General features: G+C 62.0%; 16 protein-coding genes. 7 read left to right on the top strand and 9 right to left on the bottom strand.

The window, feature by feature from the left end; translation table 11 throughout:
- Nucleotides 1-5 precede the first annotated feature (5 nt).
- The 5 genes from ACOZ9V_RS01230 to ACOZ9V_RS01250 form a co-directional block, all read right to left on the bottom strand.
- Nucleotides 6-1,160: an acyl-CoA dehydrogenase family protein gene (locus ACOZ9V_RS01230; protein WP_139467828.1), complete on the bottom strand. Its 1,155-nt coding sequence runs from the start codon at nucleotides 1,158-1,160 to the stop codon at nucleotides 6-8.
- 4 nt (nucleotides 1,161-1,164) lie between these two features.
- Entirely contained in the window at nucleotides 1,165-2,325 is a 1,161-nt protein-coding gene (locus tag ACOZ9V_RS01235; protein ID WP_139467829.1) for a CaiB/BaiF CoA transferase family protein, read from the bottom strand.
- 77 nt (nucleotides 2,326-2,402) lie between these two features.
- Nucleotides 2,403-2,930 carry a MaoC family dehydratase gene (locus ACOZ9V_RS01240; RefSeq protein ID WP_139467830.1) on the bottom strand — a complete coding sequence of 176 codons (528 nt, stop codon included), beginning with the start codon at nucleotides 2,928-2,930 and terminating at the stop codon, nucleotides 2,403-2,405.
- A 68-nt stretch (nucleotides 2,931-2,998) separates the two neighbouring features.
- Nucleotides 2,999-4,339: an MFS transporter gene (locus tag ACOZ9V_RS01245; protein WP_180345554.1), complete on the bottom strand. Its 1,341-nt coding sequence runs from the start codon at nucleotides 4,337-4,339 to the stop codon at nucleotides 2,999-3,001.
- Between the two features lie 55 nt (nucleotides 4,340-4,394).
- Nucleotides 4,395-5,888 (bottom strand): amidase, encoded by a 1,494-nt coding sequence (locus ACOZ9V_RS01250; RefSeq protein ID WP_434592938.1) that lies wholly within the window; start codon nucleotides 5,886-5,888, stop codon nucleotides 4,395-4,397.
- A gap of 340 nt (nucleotides 5,889-6,228) precedes the next feature.
- Between ACOZ9V_RS01250 and ACOZ9V_RS01255 the strand changes: the two genes are divergently transcribed.
- Entirely contained in the window at nucleotides 6,229-6,729 is a 501-nt protein-coding gene (locus tag ACOZ9V_RS01255; protein ID WP_181271060.1) for an NADPH-dependent FMN reductase, read from the top strand.
- A gap of 183 nt (nucleotides 6,730-6,912) precedes the next feature.
- Here the strand turns inward: ACOZ9V_RS01255 and ACOZ9V_RS01260 are convergent, their stop codons facing one another.
- The 3 genes from ACOZ9V_RS01260 to ACOZ9V_RS01270 form a co-directional block, all read right to left on the bottom strand.
- On the bottom strand, nucleotides 6,913-7,242 hold the full coding sequence (locus ACOZ9V_RS01260; RefSeq protein WP_139467834.1) for a putative quinol monooxygenase: 330 nt from the start codon (nucleotides 7,240-7,242) through the stop codon (nucleotides 6,913-6,915).
- An 82-nt stretch (nucleotides 7,243-7,324) separates the two neighbouring features.
- A complete protein-coding gene (locus ACOZ9V_RS01265; RefSeq protein ID WP_181271059.1) occupies nucleotides 7,325-8,110 on the bottom strand; it encodes an acetoin reductase in 786 nt (261 codons plus the stop codon).
- Nucleotides 8,111-8,280: 170 nt separating this feature from the next.
- Nucleotides 8,281-9,108, bottom strand: coding sequence for an IclR family transcriptional regulator (locus ACOZ9V_RS01270; protein ID WP_172172749.1), 828 nt, complete (start codon nucleotides 9,106-9,108; stop codon nucleotides 8,281-8,283).
- Nucleotides 9,109-9,220: 112 nt separating this feature from the next.
- On the opposite strand from ACOZ9V_RS01270, the gene ACOZ9V_RS01275 reads away from it, so the two are divergent.
- The 4 genes from ACOZ9V_RS01275 (at nucleotide 9,221) to ACOZ9V_RS01290 (ending at nucleotide 13,041) form a co-directional block, all read left to right on the top strand.
- Complete coding sequence (locus ACOZ9V_RS01275; RefSeq protein WP_181271058.1) at nucleotides 9,221-9,796, top strand: hypothetical protein; 576 nt, start codon at nucleotides 9,221-9,223, stop codon at nucleotides 9,794-9,796.
- On the top strand, nucleotides 9,796-11,418 hold the full coding sequence (locus ACOZ9V_RS01280) for a GMC family oxidoreductase (protein ID WP_181271057.1): 1,623 nt from the start codon (nucleotides 9,796-9,798) through the stop codon (nucleotides 11,416-11,418). Before ACOZ9V_RS01275 ends, ACOZ9V_RS01280 begins: the two co-directional genes overlap by 1 nt.
- Before the next feature lie 127 nt (nucleotides 11,419-11,545).
- The gene (locus ACOZ9V_RS01285) at nucleotides 11,546-12,106 is read left to right on the top strand and encodes a dihydrofolate reductase family protein (protein ID WP_434592944.1); all 561 of its coding nucleotides are present in this window, start codon (nucleotides 11,546-11,548) and stop codon (nucleotides 12,104-12,106) included.
- 176 nt (nucleotides 12,107-12,282) lie between these two features.
- On the top strand, nucleotides 12,283-13,041 hold the full coding sequence (locus ACOZ9V_RS01290) for an HpcH/HpaI aldolase family protein (protein WP_181271055.1): 759 nt from the start codon (nucleotides 12,283-12,285) through the stop codon (nucleotides 13,039-13,041).
- A 55-nt stretch (nucleotides 13,042-13,096) separates the two neighbouring features.
- On the opposite strand, the gene ACOZ9V_RS01295 is transcribed toward ACOZ9V_RS01290, so the two are convergent.
- Nucleotides 13,097-14,173 carry an IS110 family transposase gene (locus tag ACOZ9V_RS01295; protein WP_434589899.1) on the bottom strand — a complete coding sequence of 359 codons (1,077 nt, stop codon included), beginning with the start codon at nucleotides 14,171-14,173 and terminating at the stop codon, nucleotides 13,097-13,099.
- A gap of 612 nt (nucleotides 14,174-14,785) precedes the next feature.
- On the opposite strand from ACOZ9V_RS01295, the gene ACOZ9V_RS01300 reads away from it, so the two are divergent.
- The gene (locus tag ACOZ9V_RS01300) at nucleotides 14,786-15,634 is read left to right on the top strand and encodes an ABC transporter permease (RefSeq protein WP_181271054.1); all 849 of its coding nucleotides are present in this window, start codon (nucleotides 14,786-14,788) and stop codon (nucleotides 15,632-15,634) included.
- Nucleotides 15,635-15,645: 11 nt separating this feature from the next.
- Complete coding sequence (locus ACOZ9V_RS01305; RefSeq protein WP_181271053.1) at nucleotides 15,646-16,674, top strand: ABC transporter substrate-binding protein; 1,029 nt, start codon at nucleotides 15,646-15,648, stop codon at nucleotides 16,672-16,674.
- The last annotated feature ends 11 nt before the right edge of the window (nucleotides 16,675-16,685 follow it).

The raw sequence follows: 16,685 nt of genomic DNA on the forward strand, positions 1-16,685 counted from the left end.
TGAAATCAGATCGCGGTACGGCCGGAGAAGATCGACTTGGCGATCACGGTATTGAGGATGTCATTCGTGCCTTCGCCGATGCTCATCAGCGGGGCGTCGCGATACAGCCGTTCGATCTCATACTCCTTCGAGTAGCCGTAGCCGCCGTGGATGGACATGGCTTCGATTGCGGATTCGAGGGCGACTTCTGAACAGAAGACCTTTGCCATACCGGTCTCTCCGTCTGCCCGACCTTTGAGCAGCGACTGAGCCGACCAGTACATCAGCTGACGCGCCGCCTGCACCCGTGTTGCCATCCGGCCGACCCGCAGCTGGATCGCTTGGAACTGGGAGATGGGCTGACCGAAGGATTCGCGTTCCTGGGCGTAGGCGACTGATTCTTCGAGCGCCCTCTGCGCGATGCCGACGGAACGGCCTGCAATATTCACTCGTCCCCATTGCAGTGCAGAGAGCACCTGCTGCATACCTCGGCCCTCGACTCCGCCGAGCAGAGCGTCGGCGCTCACTTCGCAGTTGTCGAAGACGATCTCACAACTCTCGGGGCCCTTGTAGCCGAGCTTCGGGATGTCCTTGGTGACTTCGAAGCCGGGTGTGTCCGCACTGACCAAAAGGATGCTCATGCCCTTGTGCGCTGGCGTTGTCGAGGTATCTGTCTTCACGAGAACCGGCAGCGGATCGGCATGCCTTGCGTTCGTGATCCACATCTTGGCCCCGTTGATGACGTACTTTTCACCGATCTTCTTCGCCGTCGTCTTGATGCCCTGCAGATCGGTTCCGGCATCGGGCTCGGTCAGAGCGAGGGCCGTACGCCGCTTTCCCGAAGCGAGAGCAGAGAGGTGCTTCGACTTCTGCTCGTCTGTGCCGTGTTCGGCGATCATCTTCGCCGCCATCGTGTGGCTGCCGAGGACTCCAGCGATGCCCATCCAGCCACGGGCAAGCTCCTCGAAGACGATTCCGAAAGAAACGGGATCGATGCCCAGACCGTCGTGCTCCTCGGGGATGGTCAGTCCGAACAGCCCCATTTCTTTGAGCTTGTCGATGATTTCGGCCGGGTATTCACCCGCTGCTTCCATCTCTCGGGCGACGGGGACGATCTCCTTGTCGACGAAAGTCCGCAGCGATGTCTTGAAATCGTTCTGCTCTTCGCTGAGTTCGAACATGGTCTCAGGCTCCTTTGCTGTTCAAAGTGGTGCCGATCTCTTTCAGGAGTTCGGCGCGGTGTTCATCGATCGTCGGAGCTGCTCGATTGCTCGTCAGCGGAGGTCCGACTCGCGGGGCCGTCGCAATATTGCGGATCGTTCCCCACCGATGGTGTTCGGTGTCGAAGACCAGGCCGCGTTCGGCGATCAGCGGATCCTGCAGCGCCTCTGCCACGCTCTTGACCTTGGCCACAGGGACTCCGGCTGTTTCCAACAGCTCGACCCACTCATCGGCGGGGCGCTGGAGGAAAGCCTCGTCGAGGATGTCGAGAAGTTCTCCTCGGTGTTCGATCCGCTTGTCGAAGCTCGAGAACCTGTCGTCGTTCAGCCTTTCGTCTCCGACCACCTCGGCGAGGCGGAGATAGAACTTCTCTTTGGCGCAGCCGACGGTCATCCAACCGTCGCTGGTCTCGAACGCCTGGAACGGGACGAGCGACGGATGTGAGGACTTGGGGGTCCGCTGCGGTTCGAATCCCTCGTTGAGATGCCAGTTGCCCACGTAGGTGAGCATCGACACCGCCGTGTCGAAGAGGCTGAGGTCGCAGTCGGTGCCCACTCCGTCTCGACGGGCGGCATGGACCGCCGCGAGCATCGAGATTGCGGCGACGAGTCCGCCGCTGAAGTCGACGAGAGACAAGCCTGATTTCGTGGGTGGTCCGTCGGGCTCGCCCGTGATGTCCATCCATCCGGCCGCGGATTGCAGCATGTAGTCGTAGCCCGGCCGCTTCGCCGCCGAACCTCCGCCGTAACCGGACAGGTTGCAGCACACGATCTGGGGATTGATGTCCTGGAGGTCGGCGTAGGTGATGCCGAGCTTGGCCGGAACATCGCCGCGGAGATTCGAATAGACGACGTCGGCACCGGCAACGAGGCGGTCGAAGATCTCACGATCGGCTGCATCACTCAGGCTCAGCGCGATGCTGCGCTTGTTTCGGTTGAAGGACTCGTAGAAAAGCGAATCGGTTCCCTCGCGAAACGGCGGAACATAACGTCCGATATCGCCGCCGGTGCTCGGGTCTTCGATCTTGATGACATCGGCGCCCAGATCGGCGAGTTGCATGGATCCCCAGGGGCCCGCACCGTACTGTTCGACAGCGATGATTCGGATGTCTTCAAGGGGCTGCATCCTGTCTCCTCTTGAGTTCGTTGTGTTGTCTTGATGCGGAGTCCGCGGCTGCGGGAAAGGCGTGTTCATCATGGTGCTCAGCTGTAGTCGCTGACCGAGTCAGCAGTCTCGGGGAAATGCCCTTGGCCGATTCCGCTGTCTCTCGTGGCGATCATGACCGAGCGCTTCCAGCTGACCACGGTGACGCCGTCCTGGTTGAGGCCGCGAGTCGTCATCGAGATGATGCCTGCGTAGTCACGGGACTTCGACCGACGAGCCTCGGTGCACGCGCTTTCCGCGTAGAGCGTGTCGCCGACATAGACGGGGTGGCGGAAGTTGATGTCCGTGAAGGCGAGGTTCGAGATAGCGTTCTGACTCATGTCGAACACGCTCAGGCCGAGCACCATGGCCACAGTGAGACCGGAGTTGACGATGACCTTGCCGCCAGTGATCGGATTCTGCGAAGCGAAGTGTTCGTTGAAGTGGTTCTGGTTCGTATTGAGGGTCAGGTTGGTCAGCCAGACGTTGTCCGCCTCGGTGATGGTGCGTCCGAAAGGGTGCTGATAGATGTCACCGACGGTGTAGTCCTCGAAGAACCGGCCGATGGTGGCGTCGTGGATTGTCATGTTTCTACTTTCTTAGTGGGCAGTGGCTGAAAAGTCAGGGGAGTGCTGTCTCATCGGGCAAGGCGAGATCAGGAGATCTCTTCGAGGCTGCGTCCGCGGGTTTCGATGGGTATCGCAACGACGACGGCGATCATGCACACGGCCATGGCGCAGACGAAGCCGATGGGGCCGAAGATCCCGAATGCCACGAACAGTCCCGACATGACGAACGGCACGACGATCGACGCGCCGCGAGCGAAGGTGTATGAAATGCCGGTTCCGCGCAGACGGAAGCGGGTCGGATAGAGCTCGGGCATGTAGGAGTAGAGGACAAACGTCACCAGGGTGTAGATCGCAGTAACGAGCAGAATGCCGATGACGACGATCATGAGGATCGACTGCGCGGCCGCATAGGCCAGGCCGAGTGGTATGACGATGATCGAGAACACGACGATTGCCGTACGTCGGTTGAGCTTATTGATGAGCAGCAGGCAGACGAGGCCTCCACCAGGTGCGCCGAGAGCCATCGCCGTCGTATAGGCCAGGGAGTGGGAGACGTCGATGCCCTGTTCGACGAAGAACGTCGGCATCCAGGAGATGAAGCCGTAGACGAACATGTTGACTCCGACGGCAAGGACGGTTCCGAGTACGGCAAGCTGCCAGAACGGGCGTTTGGAGGTTGTCGGCGATTCGTCGGCGTTGGTGGCAGTGGTCGGTGCAGGCGGATTGGTCTCCAAGGTCGTCGCCGATTTCGCTTCGAACCGTTCGACGATCGCCTGAGCCTCGCTCAGTCGTCCCCTGACCACAAGCCAGCGGGGCGATTCCGGGCACCTCCGGCGTGCCAACCAGACGATGACCGCCAGAACGGCCCCGATGACGAACATCCAGCGCCATCCGAAGTTCGAGATCACCAATGCGCCGATCGCCGAGGCGAAGAGCAGACCCGAATTCACGAGGATGCCGAGGGCTGCTGTCCACCTCCCGCGACTACGTGGGGGAATGAACTCGCCGAGGATGGCAGCGGCGAGGACGAGTTCGGCCCCGAGTCCGATACCCATAACGAATCGGGTGCCGACGAGGAATTCGAAGTTCGGAGCCAGTGCGGCGGCGAACCCAGCGACGGCGAAGATGGCCAGATTGATCTGATAGCTCATCCGTCGTCCGAATTTGTCCCCGACGAAGCCGGCAGTTGCCGCTCCGAGCAGCATGCCGAAGAACGTCATGGACATGAAGACTGCGATCTCGTGGACCCCGGCGAAGCCTGTCGAGACCAGTGCCGCCGAGACACCGGCCGCGACATAGATGTCGTAAGCATCAATCATGGCCCCAGCCCCGATGTAGGCGAAGAGCTTCTTGTGTTCTGTGTTGGGGGTGAGCGCATCCATGCGCGCCCCGATTTCTATTTGTTCTGCAGTGGTGTCAACGGACATCCTTGTCGCGCCTTTCATCGGATTCATACCGAAATAGTGGTGATTCTCTGGGCAGTCATTTCTGTGGTTGTCTGCAGGTCTCTGCAATAGTCGCCGCGACTGCGAGCAGCGCCCGGTCGTCGTAAGGGCGGCCGATGAGCTGAAGTGCAGGCGAGAGGCCTCCTCCTGCAGTTGGCAGCGGGACAGTGATCGCAGGCAGTCCGAGATAGTTGATGGTGCGTGTGTACCTGCTGGCTCGCATGTAGTCGCTGCGAGCACGGGAACCTGTCGCGTTGGACGTCGACATCTGTGGCGCGAGGATCGGGCTCGTCGGTGTGAGGAGGAACCGCGAACCTCCCATAGCCGTGGCGAGAAACTCGGAGGTCAGGGCCGAACGGCAGGCGAGAGCATCTGCGTAGCCGATCGCGGGAATCGCAGTTCCACGGATCACGCGTGAGAGGACCTGGTCGCCGAGGAGGTCCCAGTTCCATCCGAGGATGCTGCCGACGTTTCGTGCGGCCTCGACGCTGACAACTGTGACGGACCTTCTGTTGAGCTCGGCATCGTCGATGTCGACTCCCTTTCCGTCCAGACGTCCGAATCCACTGGTATTGCTCAGTCCGATCTCCTCGACGACGTCGAGTGCACTAGCGAATGCGGAGGCGACCTCGTCCTCGCAGTCTCTGTCGACGGCAGACCGGGACAGGTGTGTGAAGCCGGAGAACTCTGAGGCATTGCAGGTTTCGAGCCGGCTGCGAGCTTCGATATAGACGACCGAGGGGTCGGAGACGAGAACCTCGAAGGCCTGCTGCGCAATCGTGGTGTCGGAGGCCAGCAGACCGATGGTGTCAAGAGTCCCGGAAAGCGGGATGAGACCGGAATGGGAGAAGAGGCCATTGGTGGGTTTGTATCCGACGAGGCCGCAATAGGCAGCTGGAAGCCGTACGGATCCTCCGGTGTCCGTACCCAGAGAGAGATCGCAGGCGCCGGTGGCGACGGAGATTGCCGAGCCACTCGACGAACCCCCGGACAGGTGGGAAGCGCTGAGGGGATTGACGCCGTCTCCGAACCATTGGTTGTGGCCGGTGGGACTCAGCGCGAATTCCGCCATATGGTTGGCCCCGATGATCGCTCCTCCTGCCGTTTCGAGTGAGCGGAGTATGGGGGAGGTGGTCTCTGCTCGCGTGTCCGACAAGGCCGGGCTGCCAGCAGTGATCGGATAGTTGCGGATGCCGATATTGTCTTTGTGGGTGATTCTCAACCCGGACAGTTCATCTGTCAGTACAGGTGCGCCAGTGACCGTGGACTCTGTGTATGTGCGGAAGATTCCGGTTCTCGGGGACTCGTCGACGGTGTTGTGCCAGTGAACATCTGAGGAATCGACTGAAGTGCCTGGTGGATTGAGCCAGTGAGGCGGTGACGGTGGTGTGAACGAGCGGTCTATTTCGGTGGCACTCGCGGCAACGAGGGATTCTGCACGGTCATTGCCGACAGAGCCGAGGAGGTTGTCGACGGCTCCGCTGATGCGCGCCGCCGGGTGCGCATCGTGGTTCTCAGAGGTGGTGCTCATTTCAGCCCGTTCTCATTGCGATGTGCGGTGCAGCGCGGCTCTGCGCGCACCGGCCATGGAGCGACTCGAGGCGATCGAGTGGAAACTCCTGATGGCAGAATCGAGCTTAAACCTATGATGTTTATACGTCAATAGGAATCTTCTAGAGCTAAAGCTGGCTCTGAGGCTAGTTAATATCTGATCAATTGGGCTTCGATGTGGCTATGTGACGGTGAAACGCGTCTGTGACTCCCTGTGACTGTGGCGAAATAGGACTCTGGTCTGCATGGTTAGGGTGACTGTCATGGAAGGCGGCGAATGTCCGTCCTTCATCGGCTCAACTGTTGGGAGAGGACCCCTTATGACCACACGCATCGCCGTCGTCGTCGGCAACCCGAGCTCGAATTCGCGAACCCGCCAAGTGGCCGAAGACCTCGCCGCCAAGATCGCCGAGGTGACCGGATCCGAGATCGACGAAACCATCGAACTCGCCGAGGTGACCGACGAGATCTTCGAATGGAAGTCCGACCGCCTCAACACACTCACCGAACGTCTGGCCACCGCCGACTACGCCGTCATCGCCACGCCGACCTATAAGGCCAGCTACACCGGACTGCTCAAAGCCTTCCTCGACCGGTACGACGCTGGCGGTCTGCACGGGCTGACCGCGATCCCGGTCTTCACGATCGGGTCCCCGGCGCACACGCTCGCGGTGGAGACGACCCTGCGTCCGCTGCTCGTCGAACTCGGCGCCAGCGTGCCGACGAAAGGTCTGGCGTTCCCGACCGCAAAATTCGATGACCGCGCAAACGTGCTCGACGAATGGGTCGACAGCCAGAAGGCGTGCCTGCCGCAGAGGTGAGCCTTCAGCTTGGTGAACCTGCAGCGGCTTAGTGCAGGGGCCGAGCTATTGCAGTTTCACCACGCGGGAGAGCTGGCCGGTGCCGGGAACGTGGCGCGGGCCCGCTGAACGCATCAGCGGACCCGCGCGACATCCTCGGCGAATGAGGTCGCCCCGATCGGGGACGGGTGCCTCGGTGGGGGTTCAGCCGATCTGCAGCTCGCCCATCGCATCCCAATCGTCACCGTCGATCTGACGGGAGATGATCTTCGGGGTCGCTGCCAGCGCGGAGTGCATCGGCCCGCCTTCGGCGGTCGCGGCCTGGAAGTGGTCGGACTTCACGTGCGCTTCGGCGGCATCGTCGTCGAAGGCTTCGACGAGGACATACTCGTTCGGGTCATCGAGGCTGCGCGACCAGTCGAACCATTTGTTGCCCGGTTCGGCACGGGTCGCCTCGGTGAATTCGCGGGTGAGTTCGGGCCACTGGTCGGCCATTTCGGGCTTGACGGGGAACTTCACGACGATGAAGATCATGGCTTTTTCCTTCTCTCTGTGTTTGTTCTCTCGGGTGGAGATGTGGGTGTGGCGGTGTCGGTTTCTGCTATCAGCGACAACGTTACGAGAACTGCATTCCGCCGTCGACGAGCATGGTCTGCCCGGTGATGTAATCGGAGTCCTCGCTGGCGAGGAACGACACGAGGTTCGCGACGTCCTCGGGCACGGACACCCGGCCCATGAGGATGTCACCAGCATATTTCTTGATCGCCTCACCCTTGGCCAGTCCCTCCTCGGCGGCGAGCTTCTCATCGATGAGATCCCACATCGCGGTGCCGACGATGCCGGGCCCGTAGGCGTTGACGGTGATGCCGTGCTTGGCCCACTCCATTGCCGCGCCCTGGGTGAGCCCGCGCACCGCCCATTTCGTCGCCGAATACGGCGACAGGAGGGCGAAGGGGCGGAACGCGACGATCGAGGCGGCGCCGATGATCTTGCCGCCGTTGCCCTGCTCGATCATCTGCTTCGCCGCGGCCTGATACGACAGGAACACCCCGGTGAGATTGACGTCGACGATCTTCTCGAAATCGGCCTTCGAATAATCGATGAGGGGTTCGACCTGCGCGATTCCGGCGTTGGCGACGAAGACGTCGAGTTTTCCTCCCGCTTCCACGGCGACCTCGACGAGGCGGCTCAGCGAATCCTCGTCCGTGACGTCGACCTCAGCGACGGTGGCCCTCCCGCCTGCGCTTTCGATCGTTGTGACGGTCTCCGCCACCCCGTCCTGCATGCTTGGCAGGTCAGCCACGATGACATGATGGCCATCGGCTCCGAGCCTCTGCGCGATGCCCTGGCCGATTCCCCGTGCGGATCCCGTCACCACTGCGACGCTGTTGTTCGTGCCCATTTCTCCTCCTTGAGTTCTCAACTATGAGCGAGCACGATCATTCTCAGCAGAGTCGGCAGCCGGAGGACATGGTTCTTCTCATGTGGCGATAAAGCTGGGGGGTCAAACGTGGCCGGTTGTGGGGCGGGTGGTCGCTGTCGCGAGTGCTGTCTCCATCGGGAGTTCGGGGCTCAGGCGTGTTCGGCGACGGGGACGGTGACCGACCCGCCGCGCAGGTAGCTCGACGCCAGTCCCGCATGCTCGCGCAGGGTCGACTCGACCAGCTTCGCGCGACCCGCCATCTTCGACGAGGGGGTGCTGATCGCCATCGCCCCGACCTGCATTCCCGTGCCGTTGCGCACCGGCACGGCCGCGCAGGTCTGACGGGGCAGGAACTCCTCGTGCTCCCAGGCGATTCCGCGGGTGGCCACCTCGGCGAGGTGGGGGTCGAGGGCCTCCCGACTGATCATCGTCTGCGGGGTGAGCACCTGCATTCCGCGCGCCTCGAGGTAGTCGGTGCGCTGCGGTTCGGGCATTCCGGCCAGGAGGATCTTGCCGAAAGCGGTGGCGTGCGCCGCCTCGTGGAAACCGAAGCGCAGAGGCCGCAGCCGCGGATGCTTCTCGCAGTCGGAGCAGTAGGTGAGGATGATGTCCGAGCCGCGGTAGATCGCGAAGTAGGCGGCAGTGCCCAGCGACCGGTGGAGCTGATCGGTGATCTGCCGGATCGGATGCGGAGCGACGAGGCGCTGCTGGAACGACAGTCCGAGTTCGAAGCATTTGGGACCGAGCTCGAAGCGCTTGGTGTCCTTGAGGTAGACGAGATACCCGGAATCGGCGAGCTCGTTGAGGAGCCGGTAGACGGTGGGCAGCGGGATCTCGAGGCGGGTGGCCACGGTCTTCGCGGCGGCACAGCCCGAAGCGGCGACGGCCTCCAGGACGGAGAAGGTTCGTTGGATCACGGCACTGTTGGACACACGGTCTCCTGACTGTGCGATCGCCTCGGCGATCGACTTTTTCATGTGATGAGAATGAGGATAGTCCATGGTGTCGCGGGTCACATAGGTTGCTCATGTCAGGACAGTGGCGGGCGTGCGTCGATGCCGCCTGCCGAGTGGAGCAAAGGAGCATCCGATGGCATTCCCTGCAAAATACCCATCGCTGAATGCGATGGAGATGACGGACGAGGCGAAGCAGACCCTCATCCGAGTGCTGCGCGTGGCATTCCCGCACGCAGATTTCCCCGACGGACCGTATTTGCGCACCGCGGAGAAGATCCTCATCGCCGCCGATGAGGAGACGTGGTTCCGGGTGGCCCTCATCCAAGGGCTGCTGTCGTTGGATCAGCTCTCCGACGGTGATTTCTGCGGACTCGATGATGACTCCGCGCTCAAGGTGCTGCGACGGGTCGAATCCACCGAGTTCTTCGGCTTCGTCCGCCGCACCGCCGTGCTCAACCTCTATGACGATGTCGAGGTGTGGGAGACGCTCGGCTACGAAGGGCCGTCGTTCGACAAGGGCGGCTACATCAACCGCGGCTTCGATGATCTCGACTGGCTGCCCGAACCGCGGATCGTCTACCCCGAGGATGAGCCGCTGCCCGAGCTCGGCGACGGGGTTATGGGTGTCCGCAGCGGCAGCGCTGCCGGTGACGATTCGACCAATCAGCCGGCGCCGCAGAGCGTCGAGATGGGTGAGGTGAAGAAGTGATGACCGCTGAGAATATAGGACGCGGTGCCAGCGCCGAGGCTGGACACAGCGTGACCGGATTCAGCATCGACCCGGACGAAGAGGCCGTCGTCATCGTCGGCTCCGGCGCCGGCGGGGGAACCCTGGCCTACGAGCTCACCGCGAAGGGCATTCCCGTCGTCGTGCTCGAAGCCGGGCCGTATCTGCACAACGAGGACTACGTCAACAACGAATGGGAAGCCTTCAACCAGATGGCCTGGCTCGATCCCAGGACGACGACCGGATCGTGGCGGATCGCCCGCGATTTCCCGAACCTGCCGGCCTGGATCGTCAAAGCTGTGGGCGGCACGACGACCCACTGGTCGGGAGCGACCCCGCGATTCAAGGCTCATGAGTTCAAGGCCCGCAGCGTCTACGGCCGCATCGACGGCGCCAACCTCCTCGACTGGCCGATCACGCTTGAGGAGATGGCCCCGTACTACGACCGGGCCGAGAAGGCGATGGGTTCGACCCACGTCCACGGCCGGAAGCCGCTGCCGGCGAACAACAACTACAAGGTCTTCGCCGGAGGGGCGAAAGAGGTCGGCTACAAGTTCTACGCCACCGGTCCGTACGCCACGAACGCCGAAGAATACGACGGTCGCCCTGCCTCCATCCAGGACGGCTTCAACTTCCAAGGCGATAAGAACAAATCCAAATGGTCGACCCTGGTCAGAGAGCTGCCGCGGGCCGCGGACACGGGGCTGCTCGATCTGCGACCCGAGTCCCAGGCCGTGCAGATCACCCACAATGCCGACGGCCGGGCCGATGCCGTGCTCTACCTCGACAAGGACGGCAACCTCCACCGCCAGGCCGCGAAGATCGTGTGCGTGGCCGGCAACTCGATCGAGACGCCGAGGCTGCTCCTCCTCTCCGGCACACCGTCCTTCCCCGATGGGTTGGCGAACTCGTCGGGTCATGTGGGCCGGAACTATATGCGCCACCTGACCGGCACCGTGTGGGGTCATTTCGACAAGCCGGTGCGGATGTATCGCGGGGAGACGATGGCCGGAGTCATCGCCGACGAGTCGATCCATGATCCCGACCGCGGGTTCTCCGGCGGCTACTACATGGAGACGATCTCGCTGGGCCCGGCATTCATGGCCTCCTTCGTCGAGCCCGGCGGGTGGGGACCGGACTTCGCGGCGCTGCTCGACCGGTATCTCAACACCGCGGGAATGTGGATTGTCGGTGAGGACATGCCGCAGGAGAGCAACCGGGTGACGCTGAATACGACGGTCAAGGATACGAACGGTCTGCCCGTGCCGAACGTCCACTATGACGATCACGCCAATGACCTGGCGATGCGCGAACACGCCTACGCCGCAGGTCAGAGAGTCTACGAGGCGGTCGGAGCGCAGACCTCCCACCACACTCCGCCCTATCCGTCGACGCACAACCTCGGCACCGCGCGGATGAGCGAACGTCCCGAAGACGGCGTCGTCGACAAATGGGGCCGCACCCACGACGTGAAGAACCTCTTCATCTCCGACGGATCGGTCTTCACCACCGGCGCCGCCGCGAATCCGACACTCACGATCGTGGCGCTCGCGATCCGGCAGGCCGAGTACATCGCCGAGGCGTTGCGGACTCAGGAGATATAGGGGCGGCAGGATGTCGTCGCATCGATCGGCGTCGGTTCTGTCAACGGATGGAATCGACGCCGAACTGCTGTGAGAGAGCATCGGACCAATAGGATGAAAGGGAGACGCATCAAGGAGGAGACTGCCTGTGGCACGTACCGTCTACTACACCGCGACCACGCTCGACGGGTTCATCGCCGACCCGAATGACTCGCTCGAATGGCTGCTGCGCCAGACCGAAGAACCGCCGGACGACGGGTTCATCGACGGAGTCGGAGCGATCGTCATGGGCTCGACGACGTACGAATGGGTGCTGCGCAATCTCGACGGGCCGTGGCCCTATGAGGTTCCCGCGTGGGTGATGACCCACCGGAAGCTCGGCCTGCCCGAAGCCGGGAAGGACGGGATGACACCCGACATCCGGTTCGCGAAGAGCTCGGTCTCCGACCACTACTTCGAAATGTGCACCGCCACGGGCGACCATGACCTGTGGGTGATGGGCGGCGGCGACCTCGCCGGACAGTTCGCCGACGAGGGACTCCTCGACGAGATCATCACCTGGACCGCGCCGGTGATCCTCGGCAAGGGGCGCTCGCTCCTGCCGCGCCGCCTCGACCTCGAACTCATCGAAGTCGGACACAGCGCCCCCTTCGTCATCTCCCGCCACCGAGTCATCGGGCCCCTCCTCGAGGACAGCCCTACCGAGTGAAATCCCTCGCCGAGGCGGGGCGACGTTTCGTACGGGTCGATCATTGGTACGGACGTTCAGGGCCGCCTCGGCGAAGTGATCGATGATCTATACGCGAGGGTGGGCCGCCTCGGCGGGGTTCATCCGGATATCGGGCACCCCTGGTGGGCGGTGGGATTCCGTGATTCGATGCAGTCATGACTGCTGCGATTGAGAACCATCGGGCCCGCCTGCGCGCGGGGGAGATCTACAACGGACTGTGGATGATGTCGACGAGTCCGGAGCTGGCGAAGGCCGGGTCGGCGGCCGGATTCGACTATGTCTGCCTCGACCTGCAGCACGGGCTGGTGCGGCCCACCGACGTGCTGCGACTGTCCGACGCTGTGCGCGCCAGCGGCGACGCACTCGTAACGGCGCGGGTCGCGGCGAACCGATTCACCGAGATCGGGGCGCTCGCCGACGCCGGAGTCGAGGCGATCATCGTCCCGCTCGTATCCTCGGTCGACGAAGCACAGGCCGCGGTGGCCGCGCTCGACTATCCCTCGCGGGGCGGGGATCGTTCGTGGGGACCGACAGCCGAGATCATGCACGGCGCCGTGCAGGACACTCGGGATGAGCGGCCGCTGCTGTTCGTCATGATCGAGAACGAGGAGGGTCTGGCCGCGGTCGAGGACATCTGCGCCGTGCCGGGAATCGACGGGGTGTACGTCGGTCCGTCCGATCTCGCGTTCGCTGTCGGCGCGCTGCCGGGGCAGCACAACGAGGCCCACGCCGAGGCGCTCGTGCGGATCCGCACGGCCGCCGATGCCGCCGGGGTGGTTCCGGGAATCCACTGCGGCGACGGCGAGGAGGCTCGGTTGCGTCGGGAACAGGGCTTCCGCTTCATCACCTCATGCGGCGACTTGGGCGCCGCAGGCCGAGCCTTCCGCGAGGACCTATCCACCGCCCGCTCCTAGTTTCTCCAATTACTACCTGACGGCGGCTCAGCAACCTCGATCCTTCTATGTCTTGTCAAGCGGGTTGAGGAACGGTATCTAGCGCGTTGAGGATCTTGTAGACCCGGCGCGCTAGATATCGTTTGAGGTTGCGCTTGATCTCCCTCTTGGATTTCTTCGTCGGTTCTTCACCGTAGTGGCGGGCCACGTAGTTCCTGGTCCGTTCGTCATGGACCATCCGGTTCATGATCACCGTGTGTAGGGCCCGGTTCAACTGCCGATCCCCGCCCCGGTTCAACCGGTGCCGGCGCGTGTTGCCCGACGACGCAGGTATCGGGTTCACTCCCGCCAGAGCTGCGAACGCGGCCTCGTTCCGCACCCGCCCCGGGTGGGACCACGCGGTGAAGCACACAGCGGCGCTGAATGGGCCGATCCCGGGCTCATCCAGCAAGGGTGCGGCCGGACTGGCTTCAACAAGCTCGGTGAGCCTGTCATGGTTGGTCTGCAGATCATCGTTCAAAGCGAGGACGCGTTTGGCCAGACGGATCGCTTCTTCCCGGGCGGTGGACAAGTCGACGTCTTCGTTGCGGGTTCGCCATTTCGCGATCTCGTCGACCTGGTCACTGTTCAATGACTTGCGGGCATCGATGCCAAGATCGATGGTGCGCACCAGCGCGGTCAGAGAGTTGATCGCACGAGTCCGTTCCGTACTCATCGCGTCCCGGGCTGACAGCAGGACACGCAGCGCCTGCCGGACACCTTCACCGTGACGCGGCCACCGCAGTTGATCGGCGTCGAGAGGCAATACAGATGCCGCGATCCGGCGGGAATCAAGCTCGTCGCTCTTACCGACACCGTGGCGGGCTTTGGCATCCATACGCCCGGCTTCGACTACCGGGTACCCGGCTGCGGCGATGTGTCCGGTCAGCACCGCACCGTACGAGGCCGCACCTTCAACGACCCAGAGGGTGTCGAGGTCACCGCTGGTGCGCCTGCCGGCCCAGGTGAGGGCTCGTTTGATTCCTGCTGACGTGGTGGGGAAGGAACGGGTTTCGACGAGAATTCCGGTGTTGGTGACGATGGAATACACGTGGTTTCTGGCGTGTGTATCAACACCGATGAAGAAACTGTATAAGTGCGCGACAATAGACATAGCGGTTCGAAGCTCCCTGTTTGACCGATGGGTTGCGTGGCCGCTTGCGGCCGGTACCGGTCCGGGTTAGAGATCACTTCGGAACAACACTGTGATGAGTCACACCCCCGGATTTTCGGGGGTGGACAGCCTTCTGATCAAGTTACCGATGTGGGCCGAGCTGGTGCCGGCCGCACCATCCATGTGATCGGACAAATCGAGGGCAAGACACCACGGTGTGAGTCAGCGCGAGGTGGAGTCACGATCACTGGACGGAGAGGCCAACACCTACTCTGCCAGCCAGTCCCAGACCAGCCACTGTCAATACTCACAGCGCGAGGTTGCTGGGCCGCCGTCAGGTAGTTCGGGGATCCGCGTTGCGCGCGACGTTGCCATGGTGCGCCAGGATGTTCTTGGGAAGTCCGAGTATCCTGGCGTTTCTCAATTCAACTCTCGAGTTTTTCCTGCCTGCACAAACTCATCGATGCAATTCCTTCAGGGTATCGAAACATGCGAAAACAATCTTGGACAGGCATCGTTGAGTCGCGAATACTGGAACGCATCACAGTTGTTCCACGTCACAAATGCAATGCACACCTGCTCATGGACCAGAACCCAATGGAGGGATCGCCGATGACAACAGCACCACGCATCGATACCGATGCAGTTCGACCTGTGGAGCCCGGCCCTGCGCCGGCAGCTCCGCCGACTGCATCTAGGCTCAAACCTGAGTCATTCACAGCGGGAATCAAAGCTGTTGTCGGGCTCGTCGGATTGTTCGCGATCTGGGAGCTAGCAGTCTTCATCTTCGACTTCCCGAAGTATCTGCTTGTCGGTCCGATTTCGGCGTTCGAAGAATTGTTCACGAACCCGGGATACTTCGCGGTCAACGCTCTCACTACCCTGCAGGAAGGTCTCGCAGGCTTTGCGCTCGGCACAGCATTGGGCGTTCTGTGTGGAGCACTCCTCTATTACGCTTCCTTCCTTCGTCCCTTCCTCTATCCGGCGCTCATCGCCATCGACACGATTCCGAAGGTCGCTCTGGCGCCGCTGTTCATCGTCTGGTTCGGCTTCGGCTTCGAGTCGAAGGCTTTCGTGGCAATGGCCATCGCATTCTTCCCGCTCGTCATCAACACATTCGACGGGCTCAACTCTGTGCCGCACGAGCTGCAGGACCTTGCACGCATCAACCGTGCCTCGAAGCTGAAGAAGATGATGAAGATCGATTTCATCTATGCGCTTCCTTCGATCTTCACGGGAGCTAAGATCTCGATCTCGCTGGCTGTCGGCGGGGCCGTGGTCGGTGAGTTCATCGCCGGGTCCAAGGGACTCGGATACGTCATTCTTCTCGCGAACTCTCAGGTCGACCTCCCCTCGATGTTCGCAGCATTCATCGTGCTTGCGGCGATCGCATTGCTTCTCTTCTTCATCATCGACCTCATCTCGAAGAAGCTGCTGCCGTGGAAGAACTACACGAAGTGAGAGGCGGAACCATGCACATCTTGAAGAAACTGCTAGTTGCGCCGCTCCTGCTGTCTGTCGTCACTCTGACAGGATGCACGCCAAAGGACGGACTCGATGACTTCAACCTCATGGTCGACGTCGCCTATCTGCCGAAGCACGCACCGTTCTTCGCAGCTGAGGCCGAGGGGTTCTTTGAAGAGGAAGGATTCGACGTCTCGCTGATGCCGGGTTCCGGCTCAACGAACACCGTGACTTCCGTCGAAACCGGGAGAGTCGACGCCGGATGGGCCGATTTCGGCGCGACCATCCTCAGCCAGGGCAAAGGAGCTCACGTTAAGCAGGTGAATCTGCTTCAGGCCCGATCAGCGTACGCGACTATCGCACTCGAGAGTTCGGGTATCAAAACCTGGGAGGACATGAAGGGCAAGACGGTGGCGACTGAGGGTGCCGGTGCCATGACGGCTATGTGGCCGCTCGCGCTCGAACGCAGTGGCCTTAAACAGGATGACGTCAACGTCGTCCACGCCACCGGCGAATCGAAGATTCCAGGTCTGCTGGCCGACCGCTGGGATGCGAACCTCGCGCTCTACGTCTCCGACGAGCCGGCGCTGATGGCGCTCGGTGAGAAGGCGAACATCCTCAAATGGTCTGACGTCGGCATCGACCTCTACGGCAATGGCATCGTGGTCTCGGATGAGGCCCTGAAGAATGATCCCGAGCGTATTGAGCGCTTCAACCGCGCGATGCAGAAGGGCTTTCTCTGGGCCTGCGACCACCCGGATCAGACTGCAGAGGAGTTCACGAAGGAAGTTCAAGGGTACGAACCGGAGACCGTGACCTATGCGCTCAAGTCGCAATGCGAGTTGAACTGGGCCACCGGAAAGGCAGACGACCAGTTCGGTGTGATGACCGACGATGGAGTTGGGCAGATGCTGAGCGTGGCCACTGACTTCCTCGGTCTCGAGAATTCGACCGACCTCACCGTCGATGACATCTATACGAACGACTACATCGACCCGATTCGCCATGACGAAGACGTTGCGGCACCCACAAAGTGAATGGAGTACGA

This window comes from Brevibacterium sp. 1718, assembly GCF_051131255.1.
GTDB lineage: Bacteria > Actinomycetota > Actinomycetes > Actinomycetales > Brevibacteriaceae > Brevibacterium > Brevibacterium sediminis.